14 protein-coding genes and 1 tRNA gene are annotated in these 15,969 nt (G+C 48.5%); 10 read left to right on the forward strand and 5 right to left on the reverse strand.

Annotated elements, in window-relative coordinates:
- The 7 genes from VFS25_RS05665 to VFS25_RS05695 all read left to right on the forward strand — a co-directional run.
- The coding region (locus VFS25_RS05665) for a thioredoxin family protein (RefSeq protein WP_326461152.1) at positions 1–430 on the forward strand (430 nt) is incomplete at its 5' end.
- Positions 431–436: 6 nt separating this feature from the next.
- Positions 437–1,363, forward strand: a complete 927-nt coding sequence (locus VFS25_RS05670; protein ID WP_326461153.1) for an FAD:protein FMN transferase — start codon at positions 437–439, stop codon at positions 1,361–1,363.
- Between the two features lie 22 nt (positions 1,364–1,385).
- The gene (locus VFS25_RS05675) at positions 1,386–1,583 is read left to right on the forward strand and encodes a DUF4266 domain-containing protein (RefSeq protein WP_326461154.1); all 198 of its coding nucleotides are present in this window, start codon (positions 1,386–1,388) and stop codon (positions 1,581–1,583) included.
- A gap of 8 nt (positions 1,584–1,591) precedes the next feature.
- Positions 1,592–2,818: a DUF3570 domain-containing protein gene (locus VFS25_RS05680; protein ID WP_326461155.1), complete on the forward strand. Its 1,227-nt coding sequence runs from the start codon at positions 1,592–1,594 to the stop codon at positions 2,816–2,818.
- Positions 2,819–3,427: 609 nt separating this feature from the next.
- Positions 3,428–4,375 carry a bifunctional helix-turn-helix transcriptional regulator/GNAT family N-acetyltransferase gene (locus VFS25_RS05685; protein ID WP_326461156.1) on the forward strand — a complete coding sequence of 316 codons (948 nt, stop codon included), beginning with the start codon at positions 3,428–3,430 and terminating at the stop codon, positions 4,373–4,375.
- Positions 4,376–4,639: 264 nt separating this feature from the next.
- The gene (locus VFS25_RS05690; protein WP_326461157.1) at positions 4,640–5,200 is read left to right on the forward strand and encodes an isoprenylcysteine carboxylmethyltransferase family protein; all 561 of its coding nucleotides are present in this window, start codon (positions 4,640–4,642) and stop codon (positions 5,198–5,200) included.
- Between the two features lie 77 nt (positions 5,201–5,277).
- Positions 5,278–5,351, forward strand: a tRNA-Met gene (locus VFS25_RS05695).
- A gap of 57 nt (positions 5,352–5,408) precedes the next feature.
- On the opposite strand, the gene VFS25_RS05700 is transcribed toward VFS25_RS05695, so the two are convergent.
- The 5 genes from VFS25_RS05700 to VFS25_RS05720 all read right to left on the reverse strand — a co-directional run bounded on the left by VFS25_RS05700 (position 5,409) and on the right by VFS25_RS05720 (position 12,387).
- Complete coding sequence (locus VFS25_RS05700) at positions 5,409–6,938, reverse strand: ADP-ribosylglycohydrolase family protein (protein WP_326461158.1); 1,530 nt, start codon at positions 6,936–6,938, stop codon at positions 5,409–5,411.
- Between the two features lie 79 nt (positions 6,939–7,017).
- Positions 7,018–8,022: a GRP family sugar transporter gene (locus VFS25_RS05705; RefSeq protein ID WP_326461159.1), complete on the reverse strand. Its 1,005-nt coding sequence runs from the start codon at positions 8,020–8,022 to the stop codon at positions 7,018–7,020.
- Between the two features lie 44 nt (positions 8,023–8,066).
- Positions 8,067–8,984 (reverse strand): ribokinase, encoded by a 918-nt coding sequence (gene rbsK / locus VFS25_RS05710; RefSeq protein ID WP_326461160.1) that lies wholly within the window; start codon positions 8,982–8,984, stop codon positions 8,067–8,069.
- A gap of 352 nt (positions 8,985–9,336) precedes the next feature.
- Positions 9,337–10,911, reverse strand: coding sequence for a DUF6770 family protein (locus VFS25_RS05715; protein ID WP_326461161.1), 1,575 nt, complete (start codon positions 10,909–10,911; stop codon positions 9,337–9,339).
- A gap of 18 nt (positions 10,912–10,929) precedes the next feature.
- The gene (locus VFS25_RS05720; RefSeq protein WP_326461162.1) at positions 10,930–12,387 is read right to left on the reverse strand and encodes a M48 family metalloprotease; all 1,458 of its coding nucleotides are present in this window, start codon (positions 12,385–12,387) and stop codon (positions 10,930–10,932) included.
- A gap of 406 nt (positions 12,388–12,793) precedes the next feature.
- Between VFS25_RS05720 and VFS25_RS05725 the strand changes: the two genes are divergently transcribed.
- From VFS25_RS05725 to VFS25_RS05735, 3 genes are all read left to right on the forward strand, one after another.
- Entirely contained in the window at positions 12,794–14,005 is a 1,212-nt protein-coding gene (locus VFS25_RS05725; protein ID WP_326461163.1) for a metallophosphoesterase family protein, read from the forward strand.
- 145 nt (positions 14,006–14,150) lie between these two features.
- Positions 14,151–14,945 carry a helix-turn-helix domain-containing protein gene (locus VFS25_RS05730; RefSeq protein ID WP_326461164.1) on the forward strand — a complete coding sequence of 265 codons (795 nt, stop codon included), beginning with the start codon at positions 14,151–14,153 and terminating at the stop codon, positions 14,943–14,945.
- Between the two features lie 99 nt (positions 14,946–15,044).
- On the forward strand, positions 15,045–15,902 hold the full coding sequence (locus VFS25_RS05735) for a class I SAM-dependent methyltransferase (protein WP_326461165.1): 858 nt from the start codon (positions 15,045–15,047) through the stop codon (positions 15,900–15,902).
- The last annotated feature ends 67 nt before the right edge of the window (positions 15,903–15,969 follow it).

Here is a 15,969-nt window from a genome sequence, read left to right on the forward strand (position 1 = left end):
CCCTATGTTCAGATACTTGCTGCTGCTATTGCTTTTTACCACAACATATGCAAAGGCACAGGTGCTTAAAAACCCGGATGAGGCCTTTACGCTGGCGCAAAGCTCAGGCAGGGAGGTGCTGCTTATTTTTTCAGGATCCGACTGGTGCATTCCCTGTATAGAGTTTAACAAAACCATATTAATGGACAGCACTTTCCGGCATTTCGCACAAGACAGGCTGGTATTGCTGGAGGCTGACTTTCCCCAACGAAAAAAAATACCTGCCCTGCTGAAAACACAGTATGAGCAGCTGGCCGCACAATTCAATCCAAACGGCGCTTTTCCGCAAATTGTGCTGCTTACCCCTGCTAAAAAAATGGTGGCACAGGTGCCTTTCTTTCACCAGACAGCAGCAGATTTTGTAAGTGAGGTAAGCCAAAAGCTTAAATAAACGTATATGCAAAGCAGTAAGGTACAGCAGCGGTTAATGGGATCGGACTTTGAGCTGATTGCAGTAGAGCAGGATGCAGCTGCCTCACAGCAACGTTTACACGAAGGCGTAGCAGAAATACGGCGCATTGAATATCTTTTGACAGCGTTTAATGATACTTCCCAAACCGCCCTGCTGAACCGGTACGCCGGCATACAACCGGTGCAGGTTGCAGAAGAGGTGTATGCACTCATTGGCCGCTGCATACGCCTTTCATCACTTACCCAGGGTGCGTTTGATATTACTGCCGGGGCATTAAAGCAACTATACAATTTTAAAGGCAGCGCATTCCAGCTGCCAGATGCCGCTATGCTGGCAGCTACCCTGCAGGCCGTAGGCTACCGGCACATACAGCTGCTGCCTGAATGCAGGGTGTATTTATCGCGCAAGGGCATGCGCATTGGTTTTGGCGCAGTAGGCAAAGGTTATGCGGCCGACAGGGTAAAGGCGTTATGGCTGGCCCGGGGCGTTAAAGGCGGCGTAATAAACGCCAGCGGCGATCTTACCGCGTGGGGCCGCCAGCCGGATGGCAGTCCCTGGAAAATAGGCATTGCAGACCCGGACAATACTTCCAGGATATTGCTTTGGCTGCCGGTTGAAAATGCGGCGGTAGCCACCTCGGGCAATTACGAACAATATTTTGAGCATAACGGCATCCGTTACTCGCATAACATAGATCCTGTAAGCGGCAAACCGGTGCCTTTTATTAAAAGCGTAACAGTAGTGAGCCCAAGCGCAGAACTGTCAGATGCCCTGGCTACGGCAGTAACGGTAATGGGACGGGAAGCAGGCATGCACCTGGTAGACCAGCTGCCCAATGTACATTGCCTGCTGATAGATGCGCAGAACCAGGTTTTTCAATCCAGGCATATTAATATACATGCAACAGCATAATATAAACCGGCGGCATATTTTAATGGCAGCAGTAGTGCTGGTAATGACGCTGCATGGCTGCGTGAGCGTAAAACCTTACCAGCGCGCCTACCTGAATGATGAAAATATGCAACCGGGCAAACCCGATATAGAAAAATTTGAAGCAGGTGCGCATACCTACCGTGAAGGCGCCAGTGGCGGCGGCAATGGCAAAGCCAGCGGGGGATGCGGCTGTAACTGAACAAGGACATGAAAAAGAAATACCTGGCATTAGGATTATTGGCAACGGCTTTATCTGCATCTGCACAAAAGGCAAAAGACAGCGCATATAAGCAGCAAAGCGTATCGCAAACAGACGTGCAGGTACTGTTTTCCTATTACACGCAAGAGGGCGATCACTCTGCTGTTACCGGCGGCATTGGCACAGAAGCCCTGCAGGTATATGCGCCGGAGGTAACAATTACGCATAAACGCGACTCTGTAAATACATTTTATATAAACACAGGGGTAGATGTAATCACCTCTGCCTCCACAGATAAAATAGACCACGTTGTTTCTTCCGCCTCCAGGGTAGATGCACGCACGCACCTGGATGCAGGCTACAGCCGGCTGTTACGGCGGCAGCGGCTGCGCATAGGTGTTCACTCCGGCTTTTCCATAGAGTCCGATTATCTTTCTATCCCGGTGGGAGTAACGCTTGGCCATACCAGTGCCGACGGCTCCCGGGAAGTGAGCGCCCATTTTCAACTGTTCCTGGACGACCTGCGATGGGGCCGGCTTGACCCGGACCATTTTTCACCGGAAAAGTTGATTTACCCCGAGGAGCTCCGGTATAAGGAATGGTTTACGGAATACAAACGCCGCTCTTACAACGCCAGCTTTGCCCTGTACCAGGTAATTAATGCACGCATGGAGCTGGCCGTGTTCCCGGAGCTGGTATACCAGCACGGATTACTATCTACCCCCTTTCACCGGGTATATTTTACAGGCGACAGCCTGAAGGTGGAAAACCTGCCGCGGGAAAGATGGAAAGTACCGCTGGGCATACAATTGAACACCTTTGTGGGCAACCGTGTGATTCTCCGCTCCTACTACCGTTTTTACAAGGATAACTTTGCCATTACAGCCCACACGTTACAGTTGGAAGCGCCGGTTAAAATAACGCCTCGGCTTACTTTGTCGCCCGTGGTGCGTTACTATCACCAGCAGGCAAGCAAATATTTTAAGCCTTATAAAGCGCATGAGATCCGGGAACGGTTTTATACTTCTGACTACGACCTTTCTGCCTTTGACAGCTATAAGCTGGGGCTGGGAGCACGTTATGCATTTTACAAGCCTTTTTTGGGCAAATATTCGTTCCGGGAAGCTGCCTTGCGTTATGCTTTTTACAAACGGTCCGACGGCCTTTCTGCACATATGATCACGCTGCTGCTGGCAGCTGATCATACGCGGGTGCACGGCCCGAAGAAGAAATAGCGTTTGTTTATCGCTATCAGTAAAAGTTTTTTTGCCTTAGGCAGCTGTTATGGTTGAGGATCGTTTTCTAACTTTTGCTGCGCCTTCACGATGATTATTGCTTTGTGAATGTGCTCAATAAGAATATTTTGGCAAATACTACCTGCTGTATCAGCTCCAAAAGCTCTTGTTTGAACTAACCGCTGCTACGATCAACCATTTTCTGAACTGATCTAATGTTGGGAACCATTCATCTGCTATGGATTGGTGCTGCAACCGTGTGCAAGCGTTTTTGTTGAACTTTATTTCTGCAATGATCAATAGTTTTCTGAACCAATCTAATATGGATGTGTAGTGAGTGATTTATCTACATATGAATGTTTCTAAACAGTGCGAATGGCTCTTTTTGGGGGATATTCATCTTTAACGGGATATTTCTAAATCTATTTATAGAAGTTTTTCATTAATCAGTCATCTTTAATCCAATCAAATATTTTCCAACACCAATAATCGGTAGAGAACGGAACGTAATAGAAGGCTAAGGTGTTAAACCGGTCCACAGGATTTTTTGGTGGGAAAAATATTTTCTCATACATTTACGTAAGCAGTTACGTAATTAAATATACATTTATGGACTTTTATGATGAAATAGGGAAAATGGCCCTGGGCAGCCGGCTGCGCCGCCTCAGCGACCTGCTTACAGAGGAAGCATCCCAGATATATGCGCTTTACAACATTGAAATGCAACCCAAATGGTTCCCGGTGTTTTATGTGCTTTCCCGCGGGGAAGAAAGAACCATTACGGAAATAGCCAAGGAGATAGGGCATACCCACCCTTCTGTAAGCCAGATTGTACGGGAAATGGCTAAAAAGGGATATGTAAAGGAAAAGAAAGGAAAAAAGGACGGCCGCAAAAACTACATCACGCTTTCTTCCGCCGGCCAGGCCATACATGCCAAAATACAGGACCAGTATAAAGATGTAGGCGCTGCCGTGGAAAATGCTATGAAAACCACACAATACGACCTGTGGAAAGGCATTGCAGAATGGGAGTTTCTGCTGGAGCAGAAAAGCCTGCTGCGGCGCGTGCAGGAAGAAAAGAAACAACGGGAAAGCGCTGCCGTGCAGATTGTGGATTACCAGCCGGAACATGCAGCCGCATTCAGGCAGCTGAATGAGGAATGGATCACTACTTATTTTAAAATGGAAGCAGCTGATTATAAAGCGCTGGACCATCCTAAAGAATACATCCTGGATAAAGGCGGACATATACTGATGGCCATTTATGAAGGTCAGCCCGTAGGCACCTGCGCACTCATTAAAATGGACAACGACACCTATGAGCTGGCCAAAATGGCCGTGTCGCCGGAAGCACGGGGTAAAAATATCGGCTGGCTGCTGGGACAAGCCTGCATAGAGCTGGCCCGCCGTACCGGCGCTACCCGCCTGTACCTGGAGAGCAATACCATCCTAAAACCGGCTATCAGCCTTTATCACAAACTGGGGTTTAAAAAAATAACCGGCCCTCCCTCTCCTTATGAAAGGGCCAATATTCAAATGGAATTCATACTGGATTGATACATGTTAGATAAAGCGTAAGCTGTGAGTAGCCGTCCTTCGGGATGGCTATTCTGTTTGTGCCATTTTCCCCCGCTTTCCCTTCTGTTCTCCTTGCTCCTGGTAGCTCCGTTTGTTACTGTTAAAATACCGTTATTCCTGCAGGAGTGCGAGCTTTGCACATAATGCCGTAAGTTTTTAAGTGCTGCTGTCCTACAGTTGAGCAGCTTTTTGTCCATTGCCGGAACAGCTATTATCTGCTATCTTTAGCAGAACCGCTATGCTATGAGCCTCTTTTTTAATATCGTGTACTTTTGCTGGTTTGCATCGGAGGTTATCCTGAACCGGGTTTTGCGCGCTGGCCAGGGCGATAAGCAGCCCGCAGGCAAGCATTCCCTTACTTACATATGGGTAACAGTGATCATTTGCACTATTGCAGCGGTGAACATATCCCAACGCAGTTATTTCCCGATTATCAGGTCAGCGGCTGTTGGCTGGGCAGGTATTTGCCTTATTATACTGGGCATGGCACTACGGCTGACGGCTATTATTTCCCTGGGGCGCTTTTTTACCGTAAATGTGGCCATTCGTGAAGGGCATACCATTAAACAGGATGGTATGTACAAATATGTACGGCATCCCTCCTATGCCGCCTCCCTGCTGTCTTTCCTCGGGTTTGTCATTTCGCTGAATAACTGGGTTAGCCTGCTGGTGGTATTTGTACCGGTGGCTATTGCTTTCCTGTACCGCATTAAGGTAGAGGAAGCCATGCTTTCCGCCGGACTGGGCGATGCCTATACGGCGTATAAAAAGCGTACCTACCGGCTGCTGCCGGGGATCTATTGAGTGGTTTTATAAGAATTTTGATATTTCAGGATTGACTATTATCTTTGCACTCCCTCCGTAAAAAGGAGGGATGATTTGGCGAGGTAGCTCAGGCGGTTAGAGCGCAGGATTCATAACCCTGAGGTCAAGGGTTCAACTCCCTTTCTCGCTACAGAACCCGGTAACTGATAATTATCGGGTTTTCTCTTTTATAAAACTTATAGCACTCTTATTCCGAATTCTCCGCCCCAGCCCCATACACCAACACCTCCGTAACCTGCAGCCTGGCTGCCCCATCCGCGTTCGTCCACTTTAATGTAACGGTGTGATCGGCTTCGGGCAGCTCAAATGCATAACACACCTCATCGCGCCGTGTGATAAAGCTCACAGGCAGCCGCACGGTGTTGACCAGCTTACCGTCAATATACATCTCAACGTTTGCAACGTAATCAGCAGGCCCCTGCACATTACCCCTGAAAACAACGCCTTTTCCCCGGAACCGGAATTCGCCCAGCTGATCGGGCGGTTTGTTGATCAGCACTTTTTGCACCGGGTAATAGCCGCTGAAACTCTGCTCCAGCCGCACAGGCTGCGGTACCTCATAGGGAATAATAACATCATTGCTGTTGACATGGCCCTTGTTTCGCCGGATAACCTCCAGCGCCTGCTGATAGCTCATCTCATAGAGCTTATTCAGCGATACTGCTGTGTGGGCAAAGGGCCTGTCTTCGACAAGCTTAAGCGCGCGCAGGTACTTTTCCGGGATCGCCTTGTAACCGATCATGGCACCCAGTATGCCGGCTACAGAAGCGGGATTGCAATCGGCATCCTGCCCGCAGCGCATGGCAATATCCATGGTCTTTGTGAAATCACCCTGCCCGTACAGGAGCCCGACCAGGACATAGGCAGAATTAAGGGCCGCATCAATATCAAACGGCACATATACTCCTTCCGGGCAGTAAAGATCTTCGCTCCAGTTACGCTGTACTTCAAACCAGGTGCGTTTCCAGTCACCAGGATATTTTTTATGGTTGGCGATCACGCTTTCCATACACCGCCGGTATTTGCTCTTTTCGGGAATGACTTTCAGCGCTTCCGTAACAATCTCGTTTATATTGTTGGAAGTAAATGCCAGGGCATACATGGCGGCCATGTATACGCCGCCATACCAGCCATCGCCGTAGTTCATGATATGCCCGATGCTGTCGCAGATAGTACTGGCGGTATTCACCATAGCGGGCGACATTAACCCCGCAAAATCCGATTCGATCTGGAAGTCAATGTCGTCGGCGTGTGGATTGTGCATCCAGTGCCCGCTTTGCGGCGCCTTTAACCCGTTCAGCAGGTTAAAACGGGCCGCCTGGTTGGCATGCCATAAGGGGTAAGATGCATAGGCAAAGGCATTGGCAAATGAATCAACCGGTGCGTCCAGGCCGTATTTGTCGAATACCTTTACAAAGGTGAGGTCCATATATACATCATCGTAAAGCCCCGGTGCGTGATCGTACCACCATTTGATGCTGTTGCTGTCCCAGGGCGCCGGTGTTACATAATCCTGTATCATCGTACCGTTGAACCTGAACTCAAAAGGTCCTCCATAGGTGCAGCCGATTGTCTGCCCTGCCCATCCGCCTTTGATCTTGTCTTCCAGCACCTGCTTTGACAGTTTCATCACCGGAAGCGCTTCCTTGCCTGTACCAATGGGAGAGGGTATAGCCGCCAGCGTTAGTAAGCCCAGCAGCAGAACGGTAATAGTCATTTTTTGCATAAGGGTTCAATTCTGGAATGATGTAAATTTTTTTTAAGTATTACGGATTCCGCAAACTTTGCATAAGCCGTCAGCGGCCCGCTGCAATGATAAGCCCAAGGCCTGTTATAAAAAGGATGAACATGCCCGTCACCAGCCGGTTCACGGCGGGAGAGCTGCCTTTGAACTCTTTCCATACCAATACCCCCCAAAGCGCAGCAACCAGCGTAGCGCCCTGCCCCAGGCCATAAGAGATGGCCGGTCCTGCCTTGCCCGAAGCAATGAGATTGAACAGGTTGCCCACTCCCCAGATGCAGCCTCCCAGCAATCCTGTCAGGTGCAGGCGCGGCCGGCCTTTCAAATAGGTGGAAAACCGGATGGGAGGCCCGTTTAAAGGACGGCGCATCAGTATCGTGTTGAAAAGCAGGTTGCTTATGAAGATGCCTGCCGCAAACACAACAAAGGCGGTGTAGGCCGTCATTTTACCCGCTGCAGGGAATGCCGGATTTTCAAGATCCATCCCTGCAGCAATGAACGGATAAAAGCTGGACATGAGGATGCCGGCTATAATGGCCACGGAAATCCATTTCCCTACACCCCGCTTTCCCGTGCTGCCCGAATGTTTACCATAGGCAACGGCGTTGGTGATGATGGCCAATGTAACCAGCAACACGCCTGAGAACAGCAGCAGCGGGTTCCCCCGGGCAGCCAGGGCGTAATTGAGCACAACACCGATCACCAGGGCAAGGCCAATGCCAACGGGGAATGCAACGGCCATACCGGCTCCGGCAATGGCGGCCGTAAGCAGGATATTGGCCAGGTTGAAAACAACGCCTCCGATAAATGCACTGCTGATATTGCCGGACGCGGCCTGCGTGAGATCGGCGATGAATGGCCGCCCCGCTGTTCCATGGCTTCCCAGGCTAAAAGCGCCGATAATGGAAAGCAGCAGAATACCGGCAACATAATCCCAGTAGAACAGCTCAAAACGCCATTCTTTTGCTGCCAGTTTCTGGGTGTTGGCCCAGGAACCCCAGCAAAGCATGGTGATAAGGCAAAATATTACAGCAAGGGAATAGCTTTCTACTATAAACATAACGTTGGAATTTATAAGGGTTTTGTTAGCAGGTAAATGGTTGTTCAGGATATAATGTTGAACGGTACTTCATTGCGGTAAGGGATAGACGACTGTGCACCAAGCCGGGTAACGGCAATGGCAGCCGCATTGCAGGCAAACACCACCGCATCTTCCAGGCTTTTGCCTTCGGCCAGGGCTGTGGCCAGCGCGCCATTGAAAACATCGCCCGCAGCAGTTGTATCTACTGCTTCAACCAAGGGCGCAGGTATATGGAGGAAGGCGCCATTATGCAGCAGCGCCGCGCCCTGACTGCCAAGGGTGATGATCACACTTTTAACGCCGCGTGCGGCAATCTGCTCTGCCGCCTGGCGCGCCCCTGCAAGGTCTTTGATCTGAACACCCGACAGCAGCGCTGCTTCACTTTCGTTCGGCGTGATAATGTCTGCAAGGGGAAGCAGCGCCGCAACGCGGTCATTTGCAGGCGCAGGGTTCAGTATCACCAGCAGCCCTTTTTCACGGGCATACTCCGCGGCATATTTCACTGTTTCCATTGGGATCTCCAGCTGAACAAGCAATATTTTGCCGTCCGGTTGCTTGTCCAGGGCGGCCGCTACGTCGTTAGGCTGCAGGCGGGCATTTGCGCCGGGGGCAACAACAATGCTGTTTTCACCCGCCGCGTCAACAGTGATCATTGCAATACCTGAAGGCGTGCCGGGGTCGGAGCATATGCCGGTGATGTCAATACCCTCCTGCTCGAAAAGGCGGGTAGACTGTTTCCCGAAAAGGTCGTCCCCGATTTTTCCTATAAAGGCGGCATGGCCGCCCAGGCGTGCTACCGAAACGGCCTGGTTGGCGCCCTTACCGCCCGGGTTCATAAAAAACACGCCTCCCAGCATCGTTTCTCCCGGTTGAGGTATATGAGCAGTTTTTACGACCATGTCCATGTTGATACTTCCGACCACCAAAATCTTGTTTTTCATAATGTGGAATCTTATTGTCTGAATAAAAAAAGACAGGAAAGGTGCCTGTTGAAGCGCCGGGCATATAAGTCATTCAAATATAGGACGAAGAAACGAATGCTGTTTAAGAATGTCACCGGCTACCGGGTTTGCAGCAATACAACGGGCTATTGAGGTATGGGAAAGAATAGATTAAAAACCGGCAGGCCTGAAAGAGAGCTTATTGCAGATCTTATGTACAAATGAAAACAAAATGCCTGAAAACATTAAATCATGAAAGCATTACACCCGGATGCCGTAAAATGATCAGAGGGTGCGTATGAGCTGTTAAACCAGGGCTGATTTTCCCGTTCAGCCCTGGTGTTTGATCAAACTATAATGATTCTATAGAGAACCTCCTGGATTGCTCCTTTTTATTGTACTCCGATACCATAATGTGCCCTTCCTTGGCGGGATAGATAGTGGTGGTCACAGCCCCTTCCCTGCGGGGAATTTTGCGTATCACTTTCTGCTCATTCACGTTATAAATATGCACATTATCCTTATCGCTTATGATAAGATAATTGGTCTTGGTTTCAGCGTTGGCAACTGTATAATAATCGGGACAGGGCAAATACGAAAAAACGGAAACCCTGCCGGAGTAGTAACGGCTATGTGCAGTAGGAATAGCATTTACATAAGATAAAGCGCCTTTCTCGTTCTGTTTGAACAGTAGCGCATCCCTTACCTGTGATTTTTGTGTACCGGACAGCATCAGGATATATAAAGGCGGGATAATGAGCGGCAAGGTTACCGCGGAAAAACCGATTGCGCCCCATTTGGGCTTCCTGGTGAAGGAGGTGCCGGCAAAATAAGTATTGCCCTGGTAATCTTTGAAAACAGGTTCAAAACGCACAAACGATTTTGTAGCCTCATAACGGCCTTTGGAAGAGAATGCTGCCTGCGAGCCCGATGACCAGTCCGATACCACTGTTTCTATTTTACTGGTGCCGGCGCCTTTTACCTGGGCGGTAAACACGCCTGTGTAAGGCCCTTTTGCCAGCTGCTTAACGGTTAGCGCCGCATTTCCTTTGCGTGGGTGCAGCACCACGCCTGCCAGGTAGGGCTTACCCGTTACAGGATCATTTTCAAATGTATGTATGCTGAATTGTTGCCCCCTTTTATCACGAAGCGCATATTTCTTAAAAGCAGTATTATCATCCATATTGAATCCCATTAACCAGTAACCGCCTTCCTGCAGCTTATCTTTCATTTTATAGAGCAGGTAAATATCATGCTGCGAGATTAACATAACAAAGTATTCCGCTGCCTGCATAAAATCCTTATGCCAGATATTTGTTCCGTCAGGGCCGTATGCAATAAGATAGCTTTTGCTATCGTCCCCGTAAAAGCATACAAAACCTTTACCGGGTACGTTCTTCAGCTGTATAGCATGTTTCAGTCCGCCATCGCCTATTGTGTTATGATCCCAGGCGCGGGCATAAGTTTCCAGTACTTTCACATTTGTTTTAATAGTGTTGGACTGGATAATTTTTCCATCCAGGCTTACAAATTGTGTAAATACAGATACTGATCCACGGCGGGCTTCCGCCTTGCGTTCTTTTCTCTTTTTGTCGCCGTAACCAATGAAGTTACTTTTCAGGTAGGCAAGGCACAATACATCCTGTTCAAAAGCTACTGCCTGCAAATCGAGCTTCTGTTCGGTAAAATTCAATATACCGATATCATTCAGGTTCTCATCCATAATTGTCACCCTGTAATGGAATGAATCTGCATTTGCGCGTTCCAGCTCGGTAAAGGCAATATAACCTACAAGATTGTTGTCCTGTATAATCGCTTTTACTTCTGTAGAAATACCATTACTTACTTCTTTAAAAACTTTTGTTTGGGCAAAGGGATTGTTTGTAAACAGCAAAAAAAGGATGCTGATCAGAAATAGTTGTTTCATTGTATAGTGGATAAAATGTTATGGCTTGTCAAATTTGTGCGCAAACTCAGCATACAGGCTGCTTTCGTTGCCATTAATAAACACTTTGGCAACGCTGGTTTTATGCGAATCAGAAAAGTCGGCGTCCAGCGTCAATGCATGCATGAGCCGGTGAAATGCCGCTTCATCCTTTTTACTGTTGGCACGTTGGTTGTTGTCCAGCAGCGTTTTACAGAACTGCTCAAGCTTTTCCCGGGGCACCTGCTCAAACATTGTTTGCAGCTGATAATAATCTTTGGAGATATATTCCTTGGGAGTAACCCCAACGGCGTTAAACCGGCTCAATTCCCTGTCGGCATAATAAAGCCCGGTAATTACGTTCGTTACCATAAAATCATACCACGGATCTTTATTGCCCTTGTCTTTCTCAAGCAGGATCATGTACATACAGGCAGTCAGGTTCATATTGATATACATATTCCATATTTCCATTTTCCTGGCTTTCTCCTGTATGGATGCCGGTACCTGGGTGAAGTTTGTATTGGTGCTGCCGGCATTCAATGTTTTACTGTAACGTTCTATACAGTCGGGGTGCGTTTTCAACGAGTCCTGTATATGTGTTGTGTCTTTAAAATTATATACCCTGGTGGAAAGTCCTTTGGAACGCTTTTGCAGCCAAGCGTTTTCTATCGCGATATTATACGCGGAAAAATATTGCTGCAAGGGCTGTTTTAATGGTTGTTTATATTGTATGTCCGCACTGTCCAGCCGAAGAAAGAAGGTAGGATCAAAGGCAATATTGCTTTTCTTCAGCATCACAATTGCCAGTGAATCTGCATCGCTTTCATGGTAGCGCTGGTGCCGGCTTCTGTTGAATGAATAGCCCTCAAACACCTTTTTAAGACGGGTAAGCCTTTCATATTTTGAATCCAGGATGGCATTCATTGAGCTTTTATATTCATCGGACGTCAGCCATTCTGCACGTTGCTTCATTGCCGTTTCGGGGTGAAGCAGTATGTTATGGGACAGCTCGTGGGCAATTGTAAATGCAATGTCTTCACGCGAGCGGGTAAAAGCGAGCAACCCGAGATTAATAGCCAGTATATTGCCTCCTACGGCATAGGCATTTACCGCCGCGCTTCTGTCTATCAGCACAAGCGGTTTAACGGGGATCAGCTGCTTATTGGCCCGGACGATCTGGCTAACAATAGTGTCTATATAGCTGAGCACCTCCCTGTCATATACGTAGTCATCGTCTTTAATTGACTTTGTAAGAAAGTCGGTACGGTCGTCCCAAAGCTCTTTATATTGCTTCTGGGTTGCTTTTTGCTTATAAAGGGCCGGACAGGTCCATGCTTTTTTTAAGGAGTCCTGCTGCTTTTGATAATAGAGATGCGAAAGATCCTGGTACCGGTACAGTTCCCCGGTTTGTGCATAAGCGCAATGAAAATAAAAAAGGAATAGTGTAGCCGTTATTAGCCGCTTACAAAGTAACATAGGTAAAAAGGGATAGGTCTAATATATTAATACGTAGCAATTTACATATCTTCACAATATATAAATTTATTTATATATTTTTCAAATAGTTATTGTCTCCAGGAACCGGAGATCCCGGTAAAGCAGCACCTAAGCGCCGGTAATATGCAAGGGAAATAAGCATTTCCGTTCACTCCTGGAAATTCTCAATAATTTTTTTGTATTTTATCTCAACTTTCGGTTACCCATCTTGTCATGTGGGCATCCTGGCTCAGAAAGTATTCCTGTAGTTATGGAAAAACGGCGTACGATCTATATACAACGTTCTCTTTTATTAACAGTATGGTATAGTGCAGTATGAAACCAGGCTTTCAACCCGTTCTCTATTCCGCGAAGTGAAATGGAAAAAATAAATCATTACAACAACATGAAGGATATTTTAACTAACAACAGGCGTTCGTTCCTGCGTAACCTGGCAGGCACCGGCGCGGCAGCCATGCTGCCTTTTAAGTCATTTGCATTGTTGGCGCCCGCAGATCCGGCTAAGGGACATGTATTTACCAGTCAGCCTTATTTACAGGATCCCGGCCCCACGGCAATGACCGTTCGATGGATCACCAACATGCCGGCCTACAGCTGGGTGGAGTTTGGAGAAACAAATGATTTGGGGCAAAAGGCGCACAGTGTTACTGATGGACTGGTAGATGCCTATAACCGCGTAAACAGGGTGCAGCTGAACGGGTTAAAGCCCGGCACTACTTACTATTACCGGGTATGCTCCAAAGAGATCACCGGGTTTGAACCGTACAAGCTCACTTATGGCGAAACCATTAATAGTGAAGTTTTCTCCTTTCGCACCTTTGAAGAGCGCCCTGCCAAAGTGAGCTGGCTGATCATGAATGACCTGCATGACCGCCCGGCCTCTATTCCGCACCTGATGGGACTGCGCGGCGACGCACCTTATGACTTTGTATTTTTTAACGGCGATGTATTCAATTACCAGACAGATGAACAGCAGATCGTAGATCATATGCTTACGCCCTGCACCGATACGTTTGCAGCCACTGCGCCCTTCCTTTATGTGCGCGGAAATCATGAAACAAGAGGCAGTTTCCGGCTGCACTGGCATGAGTATTTCAGCAATCCCCGGGGCCAGTCTTATTTTAGCTTTACCCACGGTCCGGCGCACGTAATTGTATTAGATACAGGGGAAGATAAACCGGACGATACACCGGTGTATGCAGGGATTGTGGATTTTGATGCTTACCGCCGGGAACAGGCAGCCTGGGTAGAGAAAGAAATGCAGACACCTGCCTTCCGGAAAGCCCCGTTCAAGGTAATACTGATGCATATTCCGCCGTTTTACTCCGGCGACTGGCACGGAACAATGCATTGCAGGGAATTATTTAACCCGCTGTTTAATAAATATAAGGTAGACATCTGTATTTCAGGCCATACGCACCGGTATGGCGTGCATCCGCCTGTAGCAGGGGAACACAATTATCCTATCATTATCGGCGGCGGCCCGCAGGACGGCAAGCGTACACTCATAAGAGTGACGGCCGACCGCAGGCAGTTGCAGCTGCATATGCAGGATGATGCCGGAAAAGAAGTAGGCAGCTATACATTAAAGGCATAAAGCATAATGCCTGTAACATACAGTTTTCAACCCACTGAGCATTATTCAGTGGGTTTTCTTTTACTCCCTGCGTAAAACGTTTACCTGCCACACCTGGCCGGCTTATTTCGGCGACATTGTATCTTTGTGCGGGAAAAACTGAAGCATGAATTTCCAGGTAATTGCACCTCCTGCGCCGCTTAAAAATTATGTCCGCCACTTCTGGATGCTGGAGAGCCAAACAGATGATGTATCGCCCAAAACCTTTACTGTAATGTGTAACGGTGTACCGGGCCTTATATTCCAGGAGAAACCAGGCGTATTTTCCGGCTTCGGGGGCGAACAGCTGCCGCAATTATTTGTTTTCGGGCAGGCGAAAAGGTATGGGCAACTACAGAGCAGCGGCAGCTTCCGCACTGTTGGGGTAACCTTTCAGCCAACCGCGCTTAAGCAGGTTTTTGGTTTAAATGCAAATGAGCTGGCCCATCAGAATATATGTATCACACATCTTGTCAAAACCTCTTTAACTGAGCAGCTGCTTCACTGCAGCTCCCTGCAGCAACGGGTTGCTTATCTTTCCTCATTCCTGCTGTCGCAGGTACGCCGGTATGAAGGCGAAAATAAAAAAGCGGAATATGCCGTTACCGCATTACAACAAGGCGCAAATTTATCCCGTGTGCTGCACGACCTTCACTTATCAGAGCGCTCGCTTGAACGGCTCTTTCACACGCATATCGGTATTACACCCATCCTGTTTGCGCGCATCAGCCGCTTTCAAACGGCGCTGTCGCTTTTGCGGCAAGGCAGGTTTCATTCGCTTACAAACATTGCGCATTCGCTGGGCTACTACGACCAGGCACATTTTATCCGCGATTTTAAATTATTTTCCGGCGCAAGCCCGCGCATTTACCTGCGTAAAACCATTGAACGGATGCCCGGTTTTCCTGAATGGCAATCTTAGCAAGGGACTGTCGGTTTTTTACAATTTTAACGCAGCAGCTGCCGCTAACTTTGCCCTGTTTTGATCCAACATTTATTCAATTATGCAAACCATTAAGATATGCAGCAGAATATGAAAACAATACCGGATAATACAGCCGTTCGCGTGGCTTTATGGAGAGCGCTTCATTTGCAGGTGGATGCGCCGCCGCATATACTGGAAGATGAACTTGGCCTGCAGCTGGCCGCGCCGGAAGCCAACTGGCAGCAACGGCCCGATATGCACCCCGAAGGCACCCGGCAGGCGCGCCTGTCGATAGTTACACGGGCGCGGTTTGTAGAAGACCTGGTGACAGCGGCAACGGATCGCGGGGTGCGCCAGTATGTGATCCTGGGCGCCGGCCTTGACACGTTTGCGCTACGGCGAAAAGATCTCAGTTCCAAAATAACGGTTTATGAAATTGATGAACCCAGCACACAGGCATGGAAGCAGCAGCGCCTGGCTGCATTAGGCTATGATATAGCTGACCGGCTGCGGTTTGTGCCTGTTGATTTTGAAAAGCATGCTCACTGGCTCCAGGCGCTGGCAAATGCCGGTTTTGATATGAATAGCCCGGCGGTTGTTGCCTGTACCGGCGTAAGCATGTACCTTACCCGTGAAGCAATACTGGGCATGCTTCAGCAGGTTGCCGCATTAGCGCCGAATTCTACGCTGGCCTTGTCGTTCCTGTTGCCAAAAGAGCTTTTGAAGCCGGAGGAGCAGCGTTTGCTTGAGATGGCCATGAAAGGCGCCGCGGCAGCGGGCACGCCGTTCCTTAGCTTTTTCACTCCCGCACAAATGCTGGAACTTGCTACTGAAGCAGGCCTGAAAAATGCAGCAATTATATCAGGCAGCGATCTCTCAAACCGGTATTTCACGGGCAGGAAGGATGGTCTTTCCGCATCAGGTGCTGAACCAATCCTGGTTGCTGCTACCTGATAAGGTGTGTTGCTTAAATAATTTTTATTGACTTTGAAAGCATTCCTTTGGCAAAGCAGGGAGATAT

Source organism: Chitinophaga sp., assembly GCF_035761305.1.
Taxonomy (GTDB): domain Bacteria; phylum Bacteroidota; class Bacteroidia; order Chitinophagales; family Chitinophagaceae; genus Chitinophaga.

Coding starts and splice junctions, on each gene's coding strand:
- VFS25_RS05670 (WP_326461153.1), top strand. CDS start 437: ATGCAAAGCAGTAAGGTACAGCAGCGGTTAATGGGATCGGACTTTGAG.
- VFS25_RS05675 (WP_326461154.1), top strand. CDS start 1,386: ATGGCAGCAGTAGTGCTGGTAATGACGCTGCATGGCTGCGTGAGCGTA.
- VFS25_RS05680 (WP_326461155.1), top strand. CDS start 1,592: ATGAAAAAGAAATACCTGGCATTAGGATTATTGGCAACGGCTTTATCT.
- VFS25_RS05685 (WP_326461156.1), top strand. CDS start 3,428: ATGGACTTTTATGATGAAATAGGGAAAATGGCCCTGGGCAGCCGGCTG.
- VFS25_RS05690 (WP_326461157.1), top strand. CDS start 4,640: ATGAGCCTCTTTTTTAATATCGTGTACTTTTGCTGGTTTGCATCGGAG.
- VFS25_RS05700 (WP_326461158.1), bottom strand. CDS start 6,938: ATGACTATTACCGTTCTGCTGCTGGGCTTACTAACGCTGGCGGCTATA.
- VFS25_RS05705 (WP_326461159.1), bottom strand. CDS start 8,022: ATGTTTATAGTAGAAAGCTATTCCCTTGCTGTAATATTTTGCCTTATC.
- rbsK (WP_326461160.1), bottom strand. CDS start 8,984: ATGAAAAACAAGATTTTGGTGGTCGGAAGTATCAACATGGACATGGTC.
- VFS25_RS05715 (WP_326461161.1), bottom strand. CDS start 10,911: ATGAAACAACTATTTCTGATCAGCATCCTTTTTTTGCTGTTTACAAAC.
- VFS25_RS05720 (WP_326461162.1), bottom strand. CDS start 12,387: ATGTTACTTTGTAAGCGGCTAATAACGGCTACACTATTCCTTTTTTAT.
- VFS25_RS05725 (WP_326461163.1), top strand. CDS start 12,794: ATGAAGGATATTTTAACTAACAACAGGCGTTCGTTCCTGCGTAACCTG.
- VFS25_RS05730 (WP_326461164.1), top strand. CDS start 14,151: ATGAATTTCCAGGTAATTGCACCTCCTGCGCCGCTTAAAAATTATGTC.
- VFS25_RS05735 (WP_326461165.1), top strand. CDS start 15,045: ATGCAGCAGAATATGAAAACAATACCGGATAATACAGCCGTTCGCGTG.